The organism is Shewanella sp. 11B5 (assembly GCF_002836795.1).
Taxonomy (GTDB): Bacteria; Pseudomonadota; Gammaproteobacteria; order Enterobacterales; family Shewanellaceae; genus Shewanella; species Shewanella frigidimarina.
Map to the genome: position 1 here is coordinate 1 of NZ_PJAP01000820.1, position 1,654 is coordinate 1,654.

Annotated in this window: 2 protein-coding genes; both read right to left on the reverse strand. The window is 45.9% G+C overall.

Going from position 1 to position 1,654, the window contains the following annotated elements; all coding sequences use genetic code 11:
- Positions 1 to 319 (reverse strand): hypothetical protein (locus CXF78_RS21665; RefSeq protein ID WP_219622087.1); only part of this gene is annotated, 319 nt, incomplete at its 3' end.
- 1 nt (position 320) lies between these two features.
- A complete protein-coding gene (locus tag CXF78_RS16785; protein WP_011638460.1) occupies positions 321 to 1,628 on the reverse strand; it encodes an NAD(P)/FAD-dependent oxidoreductase in 1,308 nt (435 codons plus the stop codon).
- Positions 1,629 to 1,654: the final 26 nt, after the last annotated feature.

A 1,654-nucleotide genomic window follows, 5' to 3' on the forward strand; every position in this document is an offset into this window, starting at 1 on the left:
CCCCATGGCGACCTTTTCGCTGTTTGAAAATGTTGCGGGGCGGCTGGGAGTTCCAAGAGGGAACAGCCGTTGGTTTCCTCTTGGTCTGGTGTGGGTGAAGCGCCACGACGTTAGTGGCCGCAGGCCATAAAGTACAAAAGTACAAAGTACAAAAGTACAAAGCAAAAATAAAACCTGGATTCCGGCTCAAAAGCATTGCCGGAATGACGCCATATTTGGCCTGTGCAGGGTGGAACCTTGCGATCTTAAGCGTTAGTGGCCGTAGGCCATAAAAAGAACAAAGGTTGACCCCTTTGCCAACCCACAGCAAATCCAGCAACCTATAGCAAATCCTTCATCCTATGATAAAACATTCCAGCTGCAAGCAATGGCGATCGCAACATTGGTCCGCCTGGGAAGGTCATGTGTTTAATGTCATTAAACACATCAATACGTTGTGATTGCTGGCTAATGGCTTCAGCAATTAATCTAGCTGCCATATGCGTAGCATTTACCCCGTGTCCGGCATAGGCTTGAGCAAAGTAGATGTTGGCTGCATCAGGTAAACGGCCTATTTGCGGCATGCGGTTGGCGCCGATACCCATCATGCCGCCCCATTCATAATCAATTTTGATACCTTTTAATTGTGGGAACACTTTTTCAAGATTAGGTCTTAACTCGGCTTCAATGTCTTTTGGGTCTTTACCAGAATAAGTACATAAACCACCAAACAATAAACGGCGGTCTGCTGATAAATGGAAGTAGTCTAACGCCACGCGCATATCGGCAAATGCCATGTTTTGCGGAATAATACTGGCACATTGTTGCTCGGTTAATGGCTCAGTGGCTAATAAATAGGTGCCTGTTGGCAACACTTTCCCACCAAGGAAAGGGCTTAATTTATTGCCGATATAACCATTACCGGCCATGACTAGATAGTCACAAGTTACTTCGCCTTCAGCGGTAATGACTTTGGGTTTAGTGCCTTTAATGATTTTTTCTGCGGCGCTGTATTCAAATAATTGTGCGCCAAGTTCGCGGGCGACACGCGCTTCGCCTAGGGCTAAGTTAAGCGGGTGTAAATGTCCGCTGCCCATATCGACCAAGGCGCCTTGATAAAAGTCTGAACCGATAACTTCACCAATTTGTGAACGATCAAGCAGCTTGATTGATTTTTGATAACCTTGATCTTGCAGATCTTGAAATTCTGCCGCTAAATCATCCATGTGCCGTGGCTTTACGGCTAAATCACAATAACCCATGTGTAAGTCGCAATCGATTTTGTGCTCGGCAATGCGCTCGGTGACAATATCAACCGCTTCAAAACCCATTTGTTGAATCGATTTTACACCTTCATCACCAATTTCATTTCGAAATTGGCTCGCGTCATGGCCGATCCCACGGATAAGTTCACCACCATTTCGGCCAGATGCGCCCCAGCCAATACGTTTAGCTTCGAGCAATGCAACACTGTAACCGCGTTGTCTGAGTTCAATAGCGGTATTAATCCCGCTAAATCCACCGCCGACAATACACACATCGACAGTAATGTTTTCGGTTAGCTTGGGATGCTGATAAAGCTCTTTGGCGGTCGCAACATAAAAGGAGTCTGGGTAGTGTTGGCTATGAATTGGGGATTTATGCGACATAAAAGCTCCAAGCTATTGATTATAAT